The following is a 20645-nucleotide window of genomic DNA, read 5'->3' as shown; positions in this document are numbered from 1 at the left end:
CTCAATTTTCGTTTAGTTTTTCCAGCGCATCTGCGAAAAAGGTTTCGCTGCCAAAGTTACCCGATTTTAACGTCAGCGCAATCTCATGTCCGTCGCTTTCGCAATATGTCCAAGGGACACCGGGCGCGATTTCGGCTCCGATGGTCAGGCGCGATACTTTTAACGCCTTCGTCACGGCTCCAGAGGTCTCCCCACCTGCCACGACAAATCGGCGGGTCCCCGCGTCGCGTGCATCAATCGCTAATTGCGCCAGTGCATCCTCGACAATCTGGCCTGCCTTGGCAGTACCAAGCTTGTCTTGTGCGGAGCGTACGCCATCGGGGTCGGTCGTGGCATAGATCAGTTTGCTCGCGAACGGATCTTGTTTGGCAAGCCACGCACGGGCCGCGTCCACGCCGTTTGCTGCCAGTTCCAGCGGATCAAGCTGATAACCCCCGACCGTTTCCAAACACGCCGCAACTTGGGCGCGGGTCATTTTTGAACAGCTTCCCGAGAGAATAATTGCCCCTTCCGGCAGCACAGGTTTCTGCACCTTTTCGGCGTATGGCGATAGCGTGCCGTCCGCTAAATAGAGCGCGGGCAGGGGCATCGCCACGGCACTTCCCCCCGTCATGAGCGGCATGTCGCGGCAAGCTTCGGCGATGGTGTAGAGGTCCTCGTTCGCCACCGCATCAACCACCACATGGGCAATCCCGTCCGCGCGCAATTCTGCGAGGCGTGTCTTGAGGGCCTCCGCACCCATTGCCACACAAAGCCGATTGGCCAGCCCAACCTCGCCCTGCACTTGGGGGGCGAGCAGGCGTACCAAATTGCTGTCACGCATCGGAGTGAGGGGGTGGTCTTTCATCGGGCTTTCCGCCAATGGCTGCTCCCCAACAAAGAGGTTCCCCATGAAAATACTACGCCCGTTTTCGGGAAACGCAGGGCAGTAAATTGTCTGGTTCGTTTGCAAATCGGCCATAAGCGCCTCGGCCACCGGGCCAATATTTCCCTCGGGTGTGCTGTCGAAAGTTGAGCAATATTTCCAGAAAAACCGCTTCGCGCCCGCCCGTTTGAGCCAGTCAAGCGCGGCCCGCGTTTCCGCGATGGCCTCCGCGACAGGGGCCGTGCGTGATTTTAAGGCGATCACTTCAAAGGCCGAGGTTTCGCATGTTTCGGGGGCCTCCTCAGGTAGGCCCATGCGCAAGGAAACCTTCACGCCACTTCGCGCCAACAGGCCTGCAATATCCGTGGCACCTGTGAAATCATCGGCGACACAGCCCAAAACAACGCTCATAATCTTCTCCTAATTTTGCCGGACATTCGGCAAGGAAACCCCGCCTTTTGCCGCGAGTATTTTGGCAACTGCTGCGTCATCTTCGCGGCCTAAACCGGCTGCGCTGGCCTCTTTGAACAGGGCCAAAGATGTCGCCGTCAGGGGCGTTGTGCATCCAAGGGCTTCGGCTTCGGAGGCGACTATCCCAAGGTCTTTGACGAAAATATCGACTGCCGAATGCGGGGTGTAATCGCCGTTAACGATGTGCGGCCCGCGATTTTCAAACATCCAAGACGTCCCCGCGCATGAGGTGATCACGTCATACAAGGTTTTCAAATCGATCCCCGCCGCCGCACCAAGGGTCATGGCTTCAGCGGTTGCAGCGATATGAACGCCTGCGAGAAGCTGGTTAATCATTTTGACTTGCGAGCCCATTCCGGGGGTATCGCCAAGGCGGAAAATCTTGGTGGCAATCGCGTCAAGGGCGGGCGCTACGCGTTCGAAATCAACTGGATCGCCCGCTGCCATCAGGGTCATTTCGCCACTCAAGGCTTTGGCCGCACCGCCAGACACGGGTAGGTCCAGCGCGCGCATTCCAGCGTCGGTAATCCGTTCGCAAAGCTCGATGGCATCATTGGGTTGCATCGTGGCGCATAGGGCGAAAATCGTATTCGGGCGCGCTGCCGCAACGGCCCCGTTTTCTCCGAACAAAACCGCCTCAGTTTGGGCAGCATTTACAACAAAAATAAACACGATATCCGCGTTTTTAACCGCCTCTGCAGGGGAAGGGGAAGTCGTGCCGCCCTCTGCTTCAAACTTCGCCAAAACCTCGGGCCGAATATCCACCCCGACGGTCGGAAGCTTCGCGCGCAAAAGCGAGATCGCCGCGCCCCAGCCCATCGAACCAAGGCCAATCACGGCTGTTTTGAGTTTTGCCATCCAACGTGCTCCGAATTTTGGTACCGATACCATTTAATGAATACATTGGGCGAGGGGGAACTGAAAGTCAAGGGTGTGCTCCGGTTGGTTTCTGGCTAAACTGCCTTAAAGTCGCTGTCGCATGAGGAGGTCTCGTGGCAAAAAAACGGCCAACACTCGCGGATGTCGCCTTGAAATCTGGGGTGAGCAAAATGACCGCGTCCCGTGCGCTGCGCTCGTCGCAAGGCGTTTCCAAGCAAAGCTATGAGTGCGTCCAAAAAGCCGCGCGTGCCCTCGGATATGTGGGCAACCCTTTGGCGACGTCCCTGTCCAATCGAGCGTCCGATTTGATCGGCGTGATCGTGCCCTCCATGACCAACGCCGTGTTTCCCGAAGTACTCAGTGGTATCGCGGAGGAAATCCAAGGCACGGGCTTGCAGCCGGTTTTTGGCGTGACGGAATACGATCCAGAACGCGAATATCAGATTATTCGCCAAATGCTGTCTTGGCGTCCGGCGGGCCTAATTGTGACAGGGCTCGATCAACCCGAAGAGACCCGCGCCTTGTTGCGAGACGCCGACATTCCGATTGTTCAGATCATGGATTTGGACGGTGATCCCGTGGATTGTTGTGTGGGAATATCGAATTTTGACGCGGGAAAAACGATGGCCGAGGCGTTGTTGGAGCGCGGGTTTCGGGCGTTTGGCTATGTGGGGGCCGTGGACGTTCGTGCGCGCAAACGCCTTGACGGGTTTCGATACGCGCTTGCGGAGCATGGTCTTGAGTTTGTCTCGGAAAAAACCACCGACGCGGCATCCTCAATGGTGTTGGGGCGCCGATTGACTGAAGAGATTCTATTAGAGTCGCCGACGCTCGATTGTCTTTATTTCTCGAACGACGACATGGCGGCGGGCGGAGGATTTGCCTGTATGGCGCAAGGTATTTCCATCCCCGACGCTGTGGCAATTGTGGGTTTTAACGGTTTGGAATTCGTTCAGGCATTGCCGTGTCGTATGGCAACGTCCGTGTCGCCACGCCGAGGAATTGGCAACCGTGCCGCGGCTTTGATCATTGCACGATTGGGAGAAAAAGAGCGTCCCCCTGCCGAGACAATCCGTCTAACGCCACGCATTGATCTTGGTGCAATTTTGCGAAAAGAATAGCGCTTAATCCTAGAAACCCTGAACAATTGCCCCTAGTATCCGGCCTGAAGAAATGAATTTTTACGGACCCCTCAAAGTAAATGAAAGATTGCCGACAATGCATTTGAAAAACATAGCTTTGAGCTTTCTGGCGACTCTAACCCTTGTGACGGGGGCGCATGCGCAGGGAGCGTTGGGGAAACCCACGGCGAATGGTGAAGCGACTGTGGCTCAGGAGGCGAGCGCCTTTGGTTTTACCCATGGCAGTTTCGTCGCAGCGCCTATTCCAATTAAGAACCCTACGCTGGGCTCAGGGTTTGCGCTTGGTGCGGGGTACTTGTTCGCAATGGACGATGTCTCGGACGATTCCTATTTGGGGTTAGGCGGATTTAAAACCGACAATGGTAGCTTCGGATATGGCATTTCAGGCGATATTGCGTGGGACGAGAACCGTTGGAATCTGGCCTTAACACTGGGGGAAGTCTCGCTGAACTACGATTATTCTCTCTTCGACGGCCATGGCCCGAAAATTCCGTTGGAGCAGGAAGGCCGGTTGGTAAACTTCACTTTGAAATACGGTCTTACGGACGCGATGCGCCTTGGATTGAATACCGCCTACGTTGAAACCGAGTTGGGTCTAAATTCATCGGGTAGTTTGCCGCCAATCTTAGAGCGAGACGCCGATTTGAAAATTTGGAAAATCGGCCCAATGTTTGAAATTGATACGCGCAATGACTCAACCTATCCAACTGCGGGCTCACACCTGTCGCTCAATAGCAATTATAACATTGTTGAAAGTAAAATTTTTGAGCGCACATATACCAAGTCGATTGCAAAACTTGATAATTACACAAGCGTAAACGATAGTTTGGTCGTTGCATCTCAGGCAACGATTTGTAACGCGTCAGAAGGCGCTCCTTTCTTTGACCAATGTGGTTTGGGCACGGTCGATGCTTTTCGCGGGTTTGCTTTTGGGGAAGTTTTGAACAACAGCTTGGTGTCGGTTCAAGCCGAGCTTCGCGGCGTCGTCACCGATCGACTAGGCTATGTGGTATTTGCGGGTCTAGGCAATGTAGGTCCCGATTTTTCCGATATGAAGTCGAAAAATATCAGGTCCTCTGGCGGCGTTGGCTTGCGCTTCCGTCTTTCCCAAAAATTCCCATTGGATTTTTCGATGGATGCTGCGCGTGCGGATACGGGCGAAGACACATACTATATCTATGTCGGGCAGCGTTTTTAACAGGCTAGCTATGTGCCCCGAAATGCCGCTCGCCACGCGCCGCCGACAGAGCGATTTGCTTCTGCCGTTCGCGGAACCGCGTTTTGCGATCCTCAGAAGTTGTCTCGTAACACAAATGGCAGCTCACGCCGTCTTCAAACTCAGGACGTTTTGTATCTTCGGGCAGCACAGGTTGGCGACAGGCATGGCATAAAACATGAGGCCCTTCCGTGAGCCCATGACCAATGGATACGCGTCCGTCAAAAACGAAACATTCGCCTTCCCAAGTGCTGTCTTCTGCGGGCACCTCCTCGAGGTATTTCAGGATGCCTCCCTTAAGGTGAAACACATCTTCAACCCCCTGCCCGATCAGGTAATTCGTCGATTTCTCACAGCGAATACCACCCGTACAAAACATCGCCACGCGCTTATTGTGAAAGCGATCCTTATTGGCTTCCCACCATGCGGGGAATTCGCCAAAACTTTTGGTTTCAGGGTCTATCGCGCCTTGAAACGTGCCAATGGCGACCTCATAATCGTTGCGTGTATCAATCACCACAACGTCGTCTTGGGTGATCAGATCATTCCAATCCTTGGGCGCAACATAGTGCCCAACCGAGGCCGTAGGATCGACGTCGGGCTGCCCCATCGTCACGATCTCTTTCTTAAGGCGCACTTTCATCCGCCCAAACGGCATCTCGGCGGCGGGGCTCTCTTTGTGCTCCAGCGTCGCGCATCCTGGAAGCGAGCGCAGATGCACCAGCAAGCGATCAACACCGGCGCGCGGTCCGGCAACCGTTCCGTTCACGCCTTCGGCGGCGATCAGAAGCGATCCTTTGATTCCCTCCTCGGCACAAAGCGCAAGTATGGGCGCGCGCAGGGCGTCGGGATCGGTGAATCGGGTGAAATGATATAAGGCGGCTACAACTGTCATGGGCGTTTAAATAAGCGCATGATGGCCCGCTCGCAAGGGCTACAGTTGACGCAGGCCAAATGGCCTCTTACCAATCCTAAAACGAAAGGTTTCCTCCATGCGCCCCGCCAATGAAGCTCTCCTTGTTATCGACGTCCAAAATGATTTCTGCCCAAAGGGTGCCTTGGCCGTCACGGATGGCGATACAATTATCCCCCTCATAAATGACATGCTTGGCCAGTATCAAACCCGCGTTTTCACCCAAGACTGGCACCCTGCGGGGCACGCGTCCTTCGCAAGCTCTCACGCTGATAAAGCCCCGTTTGAGATGATCGAAATGCCCTATGGTCCCCAAACCCTTTGGCCAGATCACTGTATCCAAGGCTCAATCGGCGCCGCGTTTCACCCCGATTTACGGACGGCCTCCGCCAACGTCATCATTCGCAAAGGCATGAACCCGTCCCTTGATAGCTATTCTGCGTTCTTTGAAAACGACCACGTCACACCAACGGGCCTTGCAGGGTATTTGTCGGCGCGCGGCATTACCTTGGTGCGCCTTGTCGGATTGGCAACGGATTATTGCGTTTTCTACTCGGCCCTCGACGCGGCGGGCCTTGGGCTAGATGTCGAAGTGGACCGCGCAGCCTGTCGCGCCATTGATTTGGACGGGTCCCTGAAAGCCGCGGAGGCGCAGATGGTAAGTAAAGGTATAAAATTGCTTTGATTTTTCTACGAAAGATAAGTGATTTTTAAACTCTAGCTGGCAGGGTGCTTGTATATTGCGCATCGGAACCCAGCGGAAATGACCTCACCGGCTAAAACACCTACAGACGAACTCATGGAATTCGAGGCCCGCTATACGCCTGAAGGTCTCTTCCTTCGCTATGGCCGCGCGCGCGTGCGCGATTTTCGAAGCCGGCAAATTGTAACCCTTGGGGGATCTATTGCCCTTGCATGGCTCGTGTCCCCGTTCTTTGGGCTGGCCATGGCGGTTTTGGTTGTGTGTGGCGAGGTGTTGGATTGCTTTTGTCTCTATCGCCTCACCAAGGCGGATTTGGTCTCAAAAGATCTTCCCCGGGCGCTCAAATTAAGCTCTGTAACGGCTTTTATTCAGGGATGTACGCTTGGACTGTGTGTCCTTGCCACGTGGTATTCTGTTTCCGACGGGTCGACTCACTATTTTGCAATGATTTTCCTGGCGAGTGCATCCATCAATGCTGGGCTTGTGTGGGAACATCACAAACGGGCGAGTAAAGCGCGGCTCTCGGTCTATGCAACCGTCGCGATTTGGTTGAGTTTTTGGGATATTTTTGGGGCTTCAGGGATCGGAAATCCAAACCTATTCGATACGCTCGCAACGGCCATGCTGGCCTATATGACGTTCCTTTATATCAATTATGCAAATTCCACCTTCAAACGGCGCCTCGTGAATAGTAGAAATATTTTTGAACAAAAGAGAAAACTTGCAGAGATGCACGCGACCCTCATTTCAAAGGAATTGCATTCTCGGAATCTCGCATTGGTGGCGCAGTCCGCCAATGACAGTGTAATCATTTCGGGCCCTGACCGCGGGATTGAATGGGTGAACCCAGCTTTTACAAGAATTACCGGATACGATCGAGAAGAAGTTTTGGGCAGGAAGGTGGCCGATCTCCTAAACGGTCCAGAAACCGATCCGAAGACGTTAAAAGCCATCGCTGATGCGCTTGACCAACACAAATCAATTCGGGTTGAAATTCTGAGCCACACGAAATCGGGAGAGATCGTTTGGGTCGATGCGAATATTACGCCGATTATTGCGGAAAACGGGACCCTCGCCAAGGTGATTTCGGTGGAGCGTGACATCACACAGGCAAAGGAACGCGAGAAAGAGTTGGCCCTCGCAAAGGTCGCAGCCGAAGATGGGGCGCGGACCAAGGCGAATTTTCTGGCAACCATGAGCCATGAAATACGGACGCCCCTAAATGGGATCATTGGCATGGCCGATTTGCTAAAACAAACGAAGCTTGAGGGCGATCAAGAAAAGTATACGGATACGATCCTCAGTTCAGGCGAAGCGCTGTTGCGGATCATCAATGATATTCTCGATCTCTCTAAACTGGATGCCGGCGGGATAAAAATCCTGATGGAGCCATTTTCCCTGTCCCGTTGTCTTACGGATTCCGTCAATCTTCTGGCGCCATTGGCGGAGGAAAAAGGCATCGGACTCAAGCTGGAACTCCTCCCCGATACACCTGATTTCTTTGTGGGGGACGTCGGGCATATCCGCCAAATCGTTATCAATCTTGTTGGCAACGCAATAAAATTCACGCCTACGGGAGAGGTGGCCGTTTGCGTCAATATTCAATCTATTGACGCTGGGAGTTTCATTGAAATCGCCATCAGGGATACGGGGATTGGGATTGCTCCAGACGCCTTATCGCGAATTTTCGAAGAGTTTTCTCAGGCCGAAGAAGACACCACGCGCAACTACGGCGGTACTGGATTGGGGCTCACAATCTCGCGCAGGTTTGCCCTTGAAATGGGCGGTGACATTGGCGTCCAATCCATCATTGGCGCAGGGTCATGTTTCATATTGTCGCTCACTCTGACCGCGCATTCCGGTTTTGAAAGCCTACCGCCTCTGGATGCCGCGCCCGTTTCAAATGTATTGGACCTCCGCGATAAGCGTATCCTCGTTGCCGAAGACAACGGGACAAATCGCTTGTTGATCCGAAAAATGCTGGAGCGGCACGCGGGTGATCTTCAGTTTGCTCAGGACGGTATTGATGCCGTGGAGCAGTATAAAAAACACAGGCCGGAATTGGTATTGATGGATGTTTCAATGCCTAAGCAGAACGGCTTGCAGGCGACACGGTGCATTCGAAAATTTGAGGAAGAAGATGGATCGCGCGCCATTATTATTGCGCTTACGGCTAATGCATTTAATAGCGACCGCGAAGAATGCCTAAATTCAGGTATGGACGGCTTCCTCACAAAACCGGTAAAAATGAAAGAATTGTTGGATTGCGTCAGCTTTCATATTGCTCAACGCTAGTTCTAGCTTTTCCAAGCTCGCCCGATGCCCTATCACAAAGGGAACTTAACGGGGACTGAGCAATGGTCGATATCGCGTCACGTGTGTACAACCACAAATGGAAGATTGACCCGATCGTTCGGTCCTTGATTGACACAGATTTTTACAAACTGCTGATGTGCCAATCGGTTTTTCGAAATGAACCCACCGCAATTGTCACGTTTTCCCTCATCAATCGCAGCAAAAATATCCGTTTGGCAGATATAATTGATGAAGGCGAATTACGCGAACAGCTCGATCATATGCGCAGCCTTTCCCTGAGCCGTGGAGAGAGCACCTGGCTGCGCGGGAATATGTTCTATGGGAAGCGGCAAATGTTTCGATCCGATTTCATGGAGTGGTTCGAAAAACTCCGACTACCCGCCTATCATCTCGAAAAAATAGACGGGCAATATGAGCTGACTTTTGAGGGGACTTGGCCAGAGGTCATGCTCTGGGAGGTCCCCGCCCTTGCCATTTTAGTGGAATTGCGCAGTCGGGCCGTCACGGCGGATATGGGCCGGTTTGAACTTCAGGTTCTATACGCCCGCGCCATGACAAAAGTCTGGGAAAAAGTCGAGCGGTTGAGACATGTTGACGGCCTCAGGATCGCAGATTTTGGAACGCGCCGTCGCCATTCCTTTATGTGGCAGGATTGGTGCGTTCAAGCCATGCAGGAAGGTCTCTCGGAAAAATTTGTTGGCACCTCGAACTGCCTGATTGCCATGCGCCGCGAAGTTGAAGCGATTGGCACCAACGCACATGAGTTGCCGATGGTTTCCTCGGCTTTGGCTCCCGATGATGCGACGTTGCGCGAGGCTCCCTACAAAGTTCTTGCCGATTGGCATGAGGAGCATGAGGGAAATCTTCGCATTATTCTGCCCGACACATACGGCACAGAGGGATTTTTGCGTGAAGCTCCAGATTGGCTCGCCAGTTGGACGGGCATTCGGATCGACAGCGGCGATCCCGCAATAGGCGCAGAAATCGCGATCAATTGGTGGAAAGAACGCGGCGAAGATCCCACGAAAAAACTGGTCATTTTCTCTGACGGTCTCGACGTTGAGAAAATCATTGAACTGCAAGCAATGTTTGCGGGTCGCGTGCGCGTATCTTTTGGTTGGGGGACACTACTGACCAATGATTTTCGCGGTTTGGTTGAAAACGATGGCCTTGCGCCTTTCTCATTGGTCTGCAAAGCAGTCAGCGCCAACGGCCATCCCACGGTCAAACTCTCTGATAACCCTGCCAAGGCGATGGGGCCCCCCGAAGAGATCGCAAGATACAAACGGGTCTTTGACGTTGGTGAGCAAACAGCCTTTAATGTCGAAGTCTGAGGCAGGCTAGTCGTCTGTATTGACGCGCCCGCGTAGGGATTTCACCTGCCCACGCTGAACTTTTCCTTCAACCCGCCGCCGTTTGCTCGCGAGGGTTGGGCGTGTTTTGACGCGGTGTTTTGGGCGTTTTAGAGCCGCAAGAATAAGCTCTTTTAGGCGCTCTCTGGCGATCTCGCGATTGCGTGCTTGGCTCCTCGTGTCCTCAACGCGAAGGATTAGCGCGCCTTCCAGTGTCCATTTTCGACCTGCAAGGCGTTTTAGTCGGGTCTTGGCGTCCGCCGGAAGGTTGGGGCTGCGAGCCGCTTCAAAGCGTAACTCAACTGCCGTGGATACCTTATTAACGTTCTGTCCCCCAGGGCCGGAACTGCGGGTGAAACTCTCTGAAAGTTCCCAGTCTGCAAGAGTTATGGCTTCGTTGATAACTAACATGTGTTAAGGATTTCCTGCTCGGCCCTTTAGAGAGTTAACATGCACGTCGTTCAACGGAAAGAGCCCTAGTGAAACTCACTAGGGCTCCCCTCGAGAAGTGGAGGTGGCTAAAAGGGCGAAACAGAGCCCTAGAGCTGGATTATATTTAGAAGGACTGCCTCCTAAACATTTCCCCGCTCGTGACCTTAGCCATCTGCTCCTGTTTCCCAATAATCATAGGCACCTCCTTTCAAGTTGTTACGATAACTAGAAGCCTGCCACATATTTAGGGATTGTCAAAATGTTTTACGCTACATTTGGATGAAGTTTTGTAACAATGACCCGAAATGGCACCAAAGCGATTAATGCGAGGGCGAGTTTTACCGCCCAATCGGCGCAGGCCAACGACACCCACAAAGGCGCCGCCGCCCCAAATCCAAGGAAGGGGATGCTCTCCCATGCCCAACTGATCGCGGCATCAGATTCGGCGCCAAAAATCGTAATACTCGCTGCAAAAGCAATGGTGAAAAACAGTGCGGTATCCACCACGGATCCGACGAAGGTTGAAGCGAGGGGCGCTTTCCACCATTTCCCATCCCGAAGGCGATTGAAAATAGAGATGTCCAATAACTGGGCGACAAGAAAGGCAACCGCGGAGGCAACAGCAATTCTGAGGGCAACGAGGGGGCCGTATTCGCCGATGATTTGGGTTCCGATAAGCGAGCAAATAATGCCAACGAAGAAGCCCACGAGGACAACACGCCGTGCGGCGGAAACACCATAAACGCGGTTCATGATATCCGTCACAAGGAACGCAAGAGGATAGGTAAGGGCGCCCCACGTGAGCCAGTCGCCCAGCAAAAATTGCACTAGAATGTTACTGGTCACAACAATGGCAGCCATGGCGAGGACGCCAGGAAGAATTTTCTTCATGTTTTGATTCCGTTTTTTCAAGGTAGCGGAGACTCGGCCCCACACCTTGCGGGACGGTAGGCGTTTAACCAACGGAACCACAACTTGCAAGCTATTCCGTCAACGAATACTCGACAATTTCGCTGCGCAGAAAGAACTTGAAATTGTTGTCTGCGATCATGGTCAGGCGGGTATTTCCCAAAGCGTCGCGCCAAACGGACAAGCCTTCGAGGTTTCCGTGTTGCCCGAACGTGCTTTCCAAAATGACGTCTTCTTGTCCAAAATCATTCCCAACTATATCAAATCGACGGACACGGGATTGGAAACCCGCGAGCACGCTGAAGTTTCTTTCCAGCAAATAGAATTTTCCATCAGGCCCAAATTCAGCGTCCACAGGCAGGTATTTCCCACGCCTTTCTATGGTGTCGAATAATTTCCATTCGCCGTTGAAATAGCGAAAGACCGAATGCGGGTTTGTGTGTTTGGAAACCCCTTCTGCGAGGGTGAACAGCGCGCCGTTAGGGGCAACAGCCAGTGCCTCAAGCGCGCCGTTTTTTGGCAATTTCATAAAGCTTGGGGGCACGGGAATGTCGACGGCTTTACTCAACGTATTGCGATAGGACAACACGCGGGCTGGGCCCTCAAACGAAACAAAAATTTGCCCGTCTTTTCGCACGGACAACCCTTCGGAGTCATTTTCGGGCTTGAGAACGGGAAGCCCCTCCGTACTCAATAGGGGGGTGGATCGTTCGAGGACAACCTTTCGTATGACGTTGTTTTCGCGCAATAAATGACCAGAGAAGAAAGTACCGTGGTCCGTAATTGTCAAGAATTTGTCGCCAGATGTATCCAGCGAAAGTCCCGAAAAACCACCATTCTCAGGGCTGGTTTGCGGTATCAGAATAGAGCCGACATATCGGGCTTTTGACGTGATGCTGGTTGCTAAACCTTGAGAAAAAAGGCCGATTAAGGCCAAAACCGCTATTGCGACGACAAAACTTGAGCGCATTGGTTGGGAAGGTCCGATAAAATGAGTTCACGACGTTTTTTAGGAGGCGGAGCGTTTGGATCGCGGGGCTTTGGCGCGGGTGGATTTAGAATATCGGCAACCCATTTTTCGGCGTCCGCACAGCCATCACCCTTCGGAGGGGGCGCTTGATCGACGCAGTTTTTCTCGCCTTTGGGACAGGCAAGGCGCACGTGGAAATGATAGTGGTGACCGTACCACGGGCGAATTTTTCGCAACCAATCGCGATTGCCTTTTTCATCCCTACACATTTGGACTTTGGCACCGGGAAATACAAAGATCCGCGCAACGCTTTTGTCTTTTGCAGCGGCTTTCAGGATATTATGGTGCGCCGCCGTCCAGCCAGAATTCACATAAGCGCCTTTACTTTTCTGCATCGAGATCGACGAAAGGTTCTCTCGATCTTTGCGAGACAAATTCAAGTTCGTGGCCGGCAGCATCCAGATATCTGCATCCAAGCCCAGCTGATGACTGCGGTGACCAGACGTCATTGGCCCCCCACGCGGCTGAGACATATCGCCAACATAAAGGCCATTCCAACCGCTTTGTTGCGCAGCCGTTTTCGACAGGCGTTCAATAAACTCAATTGTATCGGAGTGCGCCCAATTGCGATTCCGCGACAGGCGCATTGCTTGCCACGTCGGGCCGGTTTCGGGCAGTTGCTGCGCGCCTGCAATGCATCCTTTTGAGTATCCACCAAAGGACATGGACTGATGATTTGTACCCGTTTTCTTGGCCCCAAAGAGGGAGCGCGCTTCGGGTTCGGCCGCCATACTCGGCGCAGAAGCGAGGGCGAGGATAACAGTCAATATGCCGCGCAATTTCATGCGGTTTGATCTCCTTGGGGTTTCACCCAGACTAACAGGACGAGGCCGATAATGAATAGCGCAATTAAGGGCGTTATCCCTATCCGCGCGTTTCCGCTTATGTCCGAGGTCAATGCCACCAATGCGGGCGCAAGGAAAGAGGTGGCTTTGCCCGACAGCGCATAAAGGCCAAAAGCTTCGGTTGCGTGCAACGGGTTTGCATGGCGGACCATCATGGTGCGCGAACTCGCTTGCAACACGCCGCCCATGCCGCCAATGAGGCCGCCGCAAATGAAGAAAATAATGTCAGGTGCGCTGGAACCCTGCGAAAATTGGATGCCGAACAGGCTCTCGCGTGTCATCGAAACCACAACAATACAAACGCCAATCAGGACGAGGATCGCCACCTTTAGAATTGGTTTCGGCCCCGTCCTTTGATCGATATGCCCGCCGAAATACGCGAAAATCGCCGCCGTGATGGCCCCCACAATTCCGAATATCCCGATCTGAATGATTGACCAATCCAGCACCGCTTTCGCATAGAGCGCCCCAAAGCCATAAAGCCCGTTCAGCGCGTCGCGATAAAACAGACTGCTGGTGAGAAAGGCAAAAAGGCTACTGCGTTGGGGCAAGGATTTAATGGTTTTCCACAGGGACCCAAGAGCGGTTTTTACGCCGCCCTCTGTTGCATTTTCGCGGGGTGTTTCACGTACCCAAAGGAAAAACGGGATCATCCCGATGATAAACCAAAGGGCGGTAAAAGGGCCGACAAACCGAGTGCCTTCACGCGCTCCGCTCTCAAGTCCGAACAGAGGTGAAATGCCCAAAAGAGTCACCCCCGTCGCATTCTCGGCAAAGAACAAAAGCATGATAAAAAGCGATATTACCCCGCCCCAATACCCAAGCGCAAACCCCGATCCAGAGATACGTCCGATGTCCTCGGGGGGCGCGAGGGTTGGCAGGATTGAATTGGTGAAAATCGTGGTGAACTCCGCCCCGATAAGGCCAATACCAAAAAACATCAGGACAATCGCGATGTTGAAATTGCCAGGATCGGCGAACCATAAGCCTCCAGCCCCCAAAACATACAGCACCGAAAACGTTTTAATCCAGAGCGTTCGCCGCCCCGAACTATCGGCAAACGCGCCCAAAACGGGGGCAGAAAAAGCGATAATAAGGCCGGTGATCGAAAGCCCGTATCCCCAATAGGCCTGCGCTTGGGCTTTTGCGGCATCGGGCGTCATGCCCGAAGTCATCAGCGAGTTAGCGACGATTTCCGCAAAATAAGGTCCGAAAATAAAGGTCAAAAGCAACGTATGATAAGGTTGGCTAGCCCAATCAAACATCATCCATCCCCAGATGCGTTTCTTCGCGGAAACCTCTGTCATGCCTATTCCTCTACGTCTTTTTCAAACAACTGAATAGAGAAGTGGCTCTTTGCGCAAGGTTTTAGAGGGCGTCCTGCATTGGTGGCCACGGGCGTTGACCTTCGGCACCCACCCAAGCGGCGACCCATTCTGGCATCGCGGGAGCAGCCGTTTCCACACCCATCGCCGTCATAACGCGATCTGTCGCAACAATCCCGTTGCGATCCGTTATCGCCATTCTGAACAGCGCATGGCTCGTACATTCGCCCTTATACCACATCGATTGCTCCAGAAAGATGAACCGCGCATCCCACGTTACAAGGCGACTGTGCATTTCGAGGCGGTCAAATGCGCGCACGCGGCGTCGGTAACGAACGCTCGATCCTGCTACCGTTAGACCCCATTTCTGCGCCTTCAGCGTTTTCATAACGCCAGTACGTGTGGCCAATGGAATACGCCCAAGGTCATAAATCGAAAGGGTGCGACCATTGTTAAGCTCGAACCAAAAATCCAGATCCCAAGGCCAGCAGATGTGGTGCGAGACATGCGTTTCCCCAAGTTCGAGCGCAGGGGCATTTCGGAACTTAACGACTTCTTTGCCCATTCGGAAAAACGGATACATTGGGAACTCCTTTTTGCATTGGCTTGGCGCGTAACTGACCTATCGTCAATACCTACGTCGCGGCAAATCCACCTAAACTCTTGTCAGCGCGCGCTACGACCTTTACTTGAGGGAAACAAAGCAAAAAGGTTCGGTTCATGTCTTCACTCTATCAAATTCTAAATCTGCTCATCAGTGTCGCGTGGTACATCATGATTGCGCACATCATCATGAGTTGGCTGATTAACTTTCAGGTTCTGAATTTGCGCCAACCGCTTGTCGCGCAACTTTGGTTTGGGTTGAACAAATTACTTGAGCCGATTTACAGTCGAATTCGCCGTTTTCTGCCCGAAATGGGGGGGCTTGATCTCGCGCCGCTGGTTACCTTTCTCGCGCTGATCATCGTCCGCATTCTTCTTCAAAATAACGCAGCGCTTTTCTTCTAGGATCGCTTGCCCTTGCGCACAGCCTGTGGGATTGTGGTGACAACCAAAAAAGCAGCACCACAGGCCATGACCACCGCGCAATCGCTCCTCTCTTCTGTCTTCGGGTTTGATGAATTTCGACCCGGCCAAGAGGAGATCGTTGATGCCGTTACCAACGGCAAAAACACTCTCGCGATCATGCCAACTGGGGGCGGAAAATCGCTGTGTTTCCAACTTCCCGCATTGGTGCGTAGCGGTGTAACGGTTGTTATTTCCCCGCTGATCGCCCTTATGCGCGATCAAGTGCGTGCTCTCAAAGAGGCGGGGGTCGAAGCCGGAGCCTTAACCTCTGGAAACACCGAAGAAGAAACCGCACTGGTGTTTGAAGCACTGGATGCAGGCCGTTTAAAGCTACTCTATTTGGCGCCCGAACGGCTTGCGAACGGCGGCACGATGAACATGTTGCGCCGGATCGGAGTCAGTCTCATTGCCGTTGACGAGGCCCATTGTGTTTCGGCTTGGGGTCATGATTTCCGTCCCGACTACCTCAAAATCGGCGAGTTGCGGGAGCTTCTTGACGTGCCCCTCGCGGCCTTCACGGCAACTGCCGATCAAGAAACCCGCGATGAAATTGTCGAGCGCCTCTTTAATAATGTGCAGCCAGAAACCTTCCTGCATGGGTTTGATAGGCCCAATATCCACCTTAAATTCGAAGCAAAAGACGGCCCGCGCGGGCAAATTCTGGCCTTCGCCGCTGCCCGCAAGGGCCAACCTGGGATCGTATATTGCGCCAGCCGTGCGAAAACCGAGGCCCTCGCCAAAGCCTTGCGCGATGCTGGCCACCACGCATTACATTACCATGGTGGCATGCAAGCCGATGATCGCCGCATTGTGGAAAGCCGGTTCCAACGCGAAGACGGTTTGATCGTCACCGCGACCGTGGCCTTTGGCATGGGCATCGATAAACCCGATATTCGATGGGTCGCCCACGCAGATTTGCCCAAATCCATCGAAACGTATTATCAAGAAATCGGCCGTGCGGGTCGTGACGGGGCCCCAGCGGAAACCCTGACGTTGTTCGGGGCCGAAGATGTCCGCCTACGCAGAACCCAAATTGATGAAGGGCTCGCCCCACCTGATCGGCGGATGGCGGACCATGCACGCCTGAATGCGCTACTGGGTTTGGCCGAAGCGCTGCGGTGTCGTCGCCAAAACCTGCTGTCCTATTTTGACGAAGACAGCCCGCCTTGCGGAAATTGCGACCTATGTGAAACGCCTGCGGATATTTTTGACGGCACCATCGCGGTGCGAAAAGCCCTCTCCGCGATTTTGCGCACGAACGAGTATTTCGGCGCGGGCCACCTCATCGACATTCTGATCGGAAATGTGTCGCCAAAAGTCCGCGAACGCGGCCACGACGCTTTGCCAACTTTTGGCGTTGGAAAAGAGTTCAATAAGCGCGAGTGGCAAGCGATTTTCCGGCAAATGATGGGGCATGATTTGGTGCGCCCTGACGCCGAGCGATACGGCGCCCTTCGGATGACCCAAGCGGCGCGCCCCCTATTGCGCGACGAAACGACGATTGAGTTGCGGCGCGATCTGATCAAAAAGGCATCCGAAACGCGGACGCCTGCGATCAAACGCATGGTTTCCGATGAGGATGAACCGCTCCTCAGCGCGCTAAAAGCCAAACGCCGCGCCCTCGCCGAAACGGCGCGCGTACCCGCCTATGTTGTTTTTAACGACAAAACGCTTATCGAAATGGCGGAAACGCGCCCGAAAAATCTCGACGATATGGCGCGTATTGGCGGCGTCGGTGCGAAAAAGCTCGAAACCTACGGCGCTGTTTTTCTGGAGGTCATCGTTGGGGCGGCATCCGAAAATATGCACCCCTTGCGCCGAAAAATAGCGGGCAGGGCCTCGGGCGATGTTTTTGACAAGCTTGCCGAAACACAGGTTCGACTGGCGCGCGGCGAGTCTGGATTGGATAAATACCTAAGTTGCAGCACGTCCACGCTGCGCCATATAGCTGAGCGAAAACCGGCGTCGTTGGATAATTTGGAACGTGTGTCCGGTATGGGGGCGGTAAAAGCTGAGCGCTTTGGCCCTGCGTTTCTTGAAGTTTTGAAAGAAGATTGAAAAATGCTAACCGTAATCTCCCCCGCAAAACGTTTGAATTTTGATCCCATTGATGGCCCCGTGTCCTTTCCGAAGTTTCAGGAGGATGCTACCTCGCTCGCGGCCACCGCGAGTCGCCTTTCCGTCAAAAAGCTTCAAGAACTAATGTCTATTAGTTCAGATCTCGCCAAACTCAACGCGCAAAGGTTTCGCGATTTTGAATCGGAATCAACATTGGAAAACGCTAAACAAGCGGCCTACGCCTTTGCGGGTGACACCTATTTGGGTCTCGAAGCTTCGAGCCTAGATGCCGACGAGATGGATTTCGCACGCGGGCATTTGCGGATTTTGTCGGGCCTGTATGGCGTGCTGGCACCTCACGACCTCATTCAACCCTATCGTTTGGAAATGGGCAGCCGATTAAAAACGCGCCAAGGAAAAACGCTGTACGCATATTGGGGAAACCGAATTGCTAAGGCCCTCAATGATGCTGCCCAGGCCAGTGGCAGCGATATCCTCGTAAATTGCGCGTCCAAGGAGTATTTCACAGCCGTTGATCTATCGGTGCTTACCTTGAAAATCGTGACCCCTCAGTTTCTGGAAGATCGTCCTGGCGGGCCGAAAATAATTAGTTTTAGCGCCAAGAAAGCACGCGGGGCGATGGCAAGATTTGTTATTCAAAACCGTATTGAAGATCCCCAAGGCCTTCGCGATTTTGAAAGTGGCGGTTTTTTGTTTGCTCCTGAGCGCTCGACCCCTGAGCAACCCGTGTTTATCAAGCCAATGGCGTAGCTTCCAACGCTTCGGTTGGTAGTTGAATTGGCAAAGCACCATGAGGGAGGTGTTTCTCTATTTTTTCGAAAATAATGGCTTTTCGAAGGGGTTTGGTGGAATATTCATCCAAGCCAGCTTTTAAAATTTCGTCCTTATCTTCGGGCATAGCATGGGCCGTGAGCGCGATGATGGGCGTGTGCTTTAATCCATCTTGAGTTTCGATTTTCCGGATTGATCGTGTGGCTTCCTTGCCGTCAACTTCTGGCATGGAAATGTCCATAAAAATAACGTCGGGCCGAAAACTCTGGAACAATTCAATGGCCTCACGGCCGTTGTTCGCAAACTTGAGGTCGATATCGAGATTTTTAACCATCTTTCGAAAAACCAATTGATTGGTTTTATTGTCCTCTGCAGTAAGCACGCGCATTCTGCGAGGCGACCCGTCAATGACCTCATCTTCAGGGGGGGTAGGATTGGGCGCAACAATGTCTGTCTGAGCGGCAGTCGAGGAATCGGTTGGCAGGGCAGGTATGGTTGGCGCCGGATCGGATACTATGGTGGAAATACGTCGCAGAGCGCTATGGAGGTCGCACTTGCGAATGGGGTGTTGCAGGCATTGAGCCGTTTTCGCGTTAGCGGGAAGCACCGTTTTTCCAGAAGCAACCAAAAGGATCGGTTTGTTCGCCCCTGCCTCAGTGATTTTTTCAATAATTTCAGACGCCCCTAATCCATGAAAACTCACACCGACGACAAAAAAATCAGCAGCGTTTTCCGCCAGAGCCAGTGAGAGCGAGGGAGGTGCGATGGTTTCAATTCCCATAGGATTCAACTGTGTGGCAATGATATGGGCAAGTTCCGATTGGTCTTCGAACACATACGCAGTCGATAGATTCTCGAAGTGTTCAGCGCTAATATGGGCGGGCCCTGTAGTCGTCTGTAGTTGAAGTCTGAAGCTGAAACATGACCCAACGCGATATTGCGACGTCACCCAGATTTTGCCGCCCATCAACTCAACCAGTTGTTTGGAAATTGCGAGGCCCAGTCCGGTGCCCTCAAACTTCCTGTTCCGGTCATCCTCAACTTGGTTGAATTCCCCAAAAATGTAGTCGACCATATCTTCCGGAATGCCAATGCCCGTATCCGTAATCGAGACTTGGATATTAGCCACGTTTCGTTGCTCGGAAGGCAACTCTAAAACTTGCACAAGGACGTGGCCTTTGGGGGTAAACTTGACGGCGTTTCCTATTAAATTGGTTAATATCTGGCGAATACGTCCTGGGTCCCCCAAATAGTTCGAAGGCAAGTGCGGAGCATAATCGATAATGAGGTCGATACCCTTGTCATGGGCCGACGGTTGCAAAAGCATGAGTATTTCATGGAGATTCTTCTCTAGATCAAATGGTTCTGGCTGAAGGATTAGTTTTTCCGCTTCGATCTTGGAGTAGTCAAGAATGTCATTAATAATGACAAGGAGCGCTTCTCCCGAGTGTTTGATGGTATCAATATACAGCTTTTGCTCGTCGTTCAGCGGGGTGTCCGAAAGGATGTCGGCCATGCCTACGACACCGTTCATGGGCGTGCGGATTTCGTGGCTCATATTGGCCAAAAAGGCAGATTTTGCTCGATTGGCGGCCTCGGCCTTGGTGCGTTCTTCTTTCAACTCCGCTTCATACCGAATTGTTTCGGTAATATTGATCGCCAAAGACACGGTATCGCCGGCGTCGGCCCGCCGATCGATGAGCTTGATAAACTGGTTGTTCCACATTTTAAGGGTACGAGGTTCAATCTCGGGGGATTGCCATCGATCGAGCATAGACTCCCGCCACTCGGCGCGCGTCTCGCCCTCGGTATCAACAATGCCTTCATCGCTAAAAAACTCAAGGATTTGGGAATAGTTGATCCCCGTTCGCACATCTTCAAGTTCGTCGAAAATGGCCAAATACGCGCGATTAGCAGAAATTAGGTTGCTGTCTTTGTCAAAAACGGCAAACCCGTCCGGAATGGTTTCAATGGAATCCCAAAGACGGCGTTCCGCAATTTGAACTTTGGTTTCCGCATTCCGAAGGTCAGATAATACTTGGTGCTTTTCGTTTTTTAGCGTTGCAGCAGCGCTTCGAACATCCTTCACTTCTTTGCGTTTTTCGACAATTTGATTGGATAGCGCGCGGGCATGATCCCCCAGCCGCGAATTCGCGTTGAACAACTCCGATTGTTTTTGCTCTAGCAATCGCTCCGCCGCAAGACGTGCGCGCCGTTCTTGAGCTAGCTTGTTGGCGATGTTCATTCCAAAATTATGCCCCGAAGAATGCTTAAGAAAGCGAGTTTGGGCGATTCTGGTAAAAAGATTCTTAAGGACATCTAAATTCGC

Annotated in this window: 18 protein-coding genes; 8 read left to right on the top strand and 10 right to left on the bottom strand. The window is 52.8% G+C overall.

What is annotated here, in order from left to right; translation table 11 throughout:
• Window position 1: 1 nt before the first annotated feature.
• Both otnK and ltnD read right to left on the bottom strand, forming a co-directional pair.
• The gene (gene otnK, locus AB9F29_RS12025) at window positions 2-1276 is read right to left on the bottom strand and encodes a 3-oxo-tetronate kinase (RefSeq protein ID WP_369755843.1); all 1275 of its coding nucleotides are present in this window, start codon (window positions 1274-1276) and stop codon (window positions 2-4) included.
• Window positions 1277-1285: 9 nt separating this feature from the next.
• Window positions 1286-2194 (bottom strand): L-threonate dehydrogenase, encoded by a 909-nt coding sequence (ltnD, locus tag AB9F29_RS12020; protein WP_369755842.1) that lies wholly within the window; start codon window positions 2192-2194, stop codon window positions 1286-1288.
• Window positions 2195-2328: 134 nt separating this feature from the next.
• Between ltnD and AB9F29_RS12015 the strand changes: the two genes are divergently transcribed.
• Together AB9F29_RS12015 and AB9F29_RS12010 are read left to right on the top strand one after the other, a co-directional pair.
• Window positions 2329-3336 (top strand): LacI family DNA-binding transcriptional regulator, encoded by a 1008-nt coding sequence (locus tag AB9F29_RS12015; protein ID WP_369755841.1) that lies wholly within the window; start codon window positions 2329-2331, stop codon window positions 3334-3336.
• A gap of 97 nt (window positions 3337-3433) precedes the next feature.
• Complete coding sequence (locus tag AB9F29_RS12010; protein WP_369755840.1) at window positions 3434-4555, top strand: BamA/TamA family outer membrane protein; 1122 nt, start codon at window positions 3434-3436, stop codon at window positions 4553-4555.
• A 4-nt stretch (window positions 4556-4559) separates the two neighbouring features.
• Here the strand turns inward: AB9F29_RS12010 and AB9F29_RS12005 are convergent, their stop codons facing one another.
• Window positions 4560-5468 (bottom strand): rhodanese-related sulfurtransferase, encoded by a 909-nt coding sequence (locus tag AB9F29_RS12005; protein ID WP_369755839.1) that lies wholly within the window; start codon window positions 5466-5468, stop codon window positions 4560-4562.
• A 97-nt stretch (window positions 5469-5565) separates the two neighbouring features.
• Here AB9F29_RS12005 and pncA point away from each other — a divergent pair, with 97 nt between their 5' ends.
• The 3 genes from pncA to pncB all read left to right on the top strand — a co-directional run bounded on the left by pncA (window position 5566) and on the right by pncB (window position 9839).
• The gene (pncA, locus tag AB9F29_RS12000; RefSeq protein WP_369755838.1) at window positions 5566-6171 is read left to right on the top strand and encodes a bifunctional nicotinamidase/pyrazinamidase; all 606 of its coding nucleotides are present in this window, start codon (window positions 5566-5568) and stop codon (window positions 6169-6171) included.
• 78 nt (window positions 6172-6249) lie between these two features.
• Window positions 6250-8484, top strand: a complete 2235-nt coding sequence (locus tag AB9F29_RS11995; protein WP_369755837.1) for an ATP-binding protein — start codon at window positions 6250-6252, stop codon at window positions 8482-8484.
• Window positions 8485-8546: 62 nt separating this feature from the next.
• Window positions 8547-9839, top strand: coding sequence for a nicotinate phosphoribosyltransferase (gene pncB / locus AB9F29_RS11990; RefSeq protein ID WP_369755836.1), 1293 nt, complete (start codon window positions 8547-8549; stop codon window positions 9837-9839).
• Between the two features lie 6 nt (window positions 9840-9845).
• Here pncB and arfB read toward each other — a convergent pair whose 3' ends face one another.
• The 6 genes from arfB to AB9F29_RS11960 form a co-directional block, all read right to left on the bottom strand.
• Window positions 9846-10268: an alternative ribosome rescue aminoacyl-tRNA hydrolase ArfB gene (gene arfB, locus AB9F29_RS11985; RefSeq protein WP_039000309.1), complete on the bottom strand. Its 423-nt coding sequence runs from the start codon at window positions 10266-10268 to the stop codon at window positions 9846-9848.
• A 285-nt stretch (window positions 10269-10553) separates the two neighbouring features.
• Window positions 10554-11180 (bottom strand): queuosine precursor transporter, encoded by a 627-nt coding sequence (locus tag AB9F29_RS11980; RefSeq protein ID WP_335584599.1) that lies wholly within the window; start codon window positions 11178-11180, stop codon window positions 10554-10556.
• A gap of 91 nt (window positions 11181-11271) precedes the next feature.
• A complete protein-coding gene (locus AB9F29_RS11975; protein ID WP_369755835.1) occupies window positions 11272-12168 on the bottom strand; it encodes an esterase-like activity of phytase family protein in 897 nt (298 codons plus the stop codon).
• Entirely contained in the window at window positions 12141-13013 is an 873-nt protein-coding gene (gene mepA / locus AB9F29_RS11970) for a penicillin-insensitive murein endopeptidase (RefSeq protein WP_369755834.1), read from the bottom strand. The genes AB9F29_RS11975 and mepA overlap by 28 nt, the downstream gene beginning before the upstream one ends.
• On the bottom strand, window positions 13010-14380 hold the full coding sequence (locus AB9F29_RS11965) for an MFS transporter (RefSeq protein ID WP_369755833.1): 1371 nt from the start codon (window positions 14378-14380) through the stop codon (window positions 13010-13012). Before AB9F29_RS11965 ends, mepA begins: the two co-directional genes overlap by 4 nt.
• A gap of 61 nt (window positions 14381-14441) precedes the next feature.
• Window positions 14442-14981 (bottom strand): thioesterase family protein, encoded by a 540-nt coding sequence (locus AB9F29_RS11960; protein WP_335584603.1) that lies wholly within the window; start codon window positions 14979-14981, stop codon window positions 14442-14444.
• 137 nt (window positions 14982-15118) lie between these two features.
• Between AB9F29_RS11960 and AB9F29_RS11955 the strand changes: the two genes are divergently transcribed.
• From AB9F29_RS11955 to yaaA, 3 genes are all read left to right on the top strand, one after another.
• Window positions 15119-15406, top strand: coding sequence for a YggT family protein (locus AB9F29_RS11955; RefSeq protein WP_335584604.1), 288 nt, complete (start codon window positions 15119-15121; stop codon window positions 15404-15406).
• Window positions 15407-15472: 66 nt separating this feature from the next.
• Window positions 15473-17524, top strand: a complete 2052-nt coding sequence (gene recQ / locus AB9F29_RS11950) for a DNA helicase RecQ (protein WP_369755872.1) — start codon at window positions 15473-15475, stop codon at window positions 17522-17524.
• Window positions 17525-17527: 3 nt separating this feature from the next.
• The gene (gene yaaA, locus AB9F29_RS11945; RefSeq protein WP_369755832.1) at window positions 17528-18295 is read left to right on the top strand and encodes a peroxide stress protein YaaA; all 768 of its coding nucleotides are present in this window, start codon (window positions 17528-17530) and stop codon (window positions 18293-18295) included.
• Here yaaA and AB9F29_RS11940 read toward each other — a convergent pair.
• Complete coding sequence (locus tag AB9F29_RS11940; RefSeq protein WP_369755831.1) at window positions 18279-20561, bottom strand: ATP-binding protein; 2283 nt, start codon at window positions 20559-20561, stop codon at window positions 18279-18281. The genes yaaA and AB9F29_RS11940 overlap by 17 nt on opposite strands.
• Between the last annotated feature and the right edge of the window lie 84 nt (window positions 20562-20645).

This window comes from Falsihalocynthiibacter sp. S25ZX9 (assembly GCF_041205405.1).
GTDB classification, from domain to species: Bacteria; Pseudomonadota; Alphaproteobacteria; order Rhodobacterales; family Rhodobacteraceae; genus Falsihalocynthiibacter; species Falsihalocynthiibacter arcticus.
This window is presented reverse-complemented; position numbering and strand designations above follow the sequence as displayed.